Annotated in this window: 2 protein-coding genes; both read left to right on the top strand. The window is 51.9% G+C overall.

All coding sequences use genetic code 11. The features are described from left to right. A partial coding sequence (locus D6694_03785) for a hypothetical protein (GenBank protein RMH46167.1) occupies positions 1-750 on the top strand: 750 nt, incomplete at its 5' end. Beyond that, the coding region (locus D6694_03790; protein RMH46168.1) for a hypothetical protein at positions 747-1,448 on the top strand (702 nt) is incomplete at its 3' end. The genes D6694_03785 and D6694_03790, both read left to right, overlap by 4 nt.

The raw sequence follows: 1,448 nt of genomic DNA on the forward strand, positions 1-1,448 counted from the left end.
AACAGGATACAGATAAAAATAACGTATACATTGGAATTTTTGTCGGCCTTCCACCTGGGCACCGGCTTACCCAACGGCTTGATTGACCGGGCCATTGCTCGCAACAAGGATGGATATCTGTATGTTCCCGGCTCTACCATCAAAGGGGTAGTACGTCACCGCTGTGAACAATTAGCCAAATTGTACGGTCTGGAAGCAAATGAGCCACACACCGAAGAAAGTCAGCGCAGGGAAGCGAATATCCGGGACCCCGACATCATCACCCGTATTTTCGGTTCCCGCTTTTTGCCCGCTACGCTTTATTTTGACGATGCCACCATGTTAGAAGAGGATAGAGCAGCATACTTTGACGGCTCAAAACCCGATGACGGCATATACAAAGCCAAACAGATAGAAGAACGAACCCAGGTCAGCCTGTCGCGGCGGACCCGCACAGCTAAATCAGGCCGCTTGTATACCAGCGAGTACGGCATAAAGTCGCTCCGGTTTAAGGGGCAGGTATACGGGATAATTGATGGTTTGGCGCTGGAAGATGAGCCGGAATACAACTATTCACTATTGTTGTTAGTGGCCGGATTGAAAAGTATTGACCGAATTGGTGGTAATAAGTCAAGCGGCGCAGGGCAAGTAACCTGCACCATCAATGACCCGGTTCTGGTCAATGGCAATTCAGTAAACCAGCGCTATTTGTTGGAGCTCGCCCCTGAAAATCTGGAATACTATAAATTAGCGCGGGAGATGCAAGCATGAAATTTATCGTAAATGCCACCGCCAAAACGCCGCTCTCTTTTCGCAGTGGGCGCAGTGATACCGATACCGCTACCCTGCCCTACATTCCCGGTTCCGCTCTGTTAGGCGGGCTGGCTCACGTCCATACCTTACTGCGTCCGGGCCAAACCGCACAGTTTGAACAATTTTTCCTGCAAGGCGCTCGCTTCGGCAACCTGTATCCGGCCGGTTCAGCTAAATGGGACAAAGAAAATCAAACCGCCCGGCAAGCATTGACCGACGCGACGTTGCCCGTTTATCCCTTGCCCAATACGGCCCGCAGTTGCAAGCGATTTCCCGGCTTTCATTTCGATGCCGGTAAGAACGACAAACAGCATGGCGTATCAGACCACTTGTTTCACTGGCTGTTGTTTGAGCTAAGTGGACAAAAATACATCAAGCCGTTGGAAAATCACAAAACGTGCCCTCAAGACAGTTGCCACGAGATGGTGGACCGGATTGAAGGCTTCTACCGGCGAGGCTACGACGCCAACGAGTACGGCCAGCCCCAAGCCAAAGAGATGCTTCGCACCCGTACCGGCGTCAACCGGGCCACCGGCACCGTGCACCAGCAAATTCTTTACAGCCGCACCGTGCTGGCCGAAGGCAGTCAATTTTGGGGCACGATTGAAATTGAGGACGCGGTAGCCGATGATTTTCTGGACTTTGTAGACAAGGCC

Source organism: Gammaproteobacteria bacterium (assembly GCA_003696665.1).
Taxonomy (GTDB): domain Bacteria; phylum Pseudomonadota; class Gammaproteobacteria; order Enterobacterales.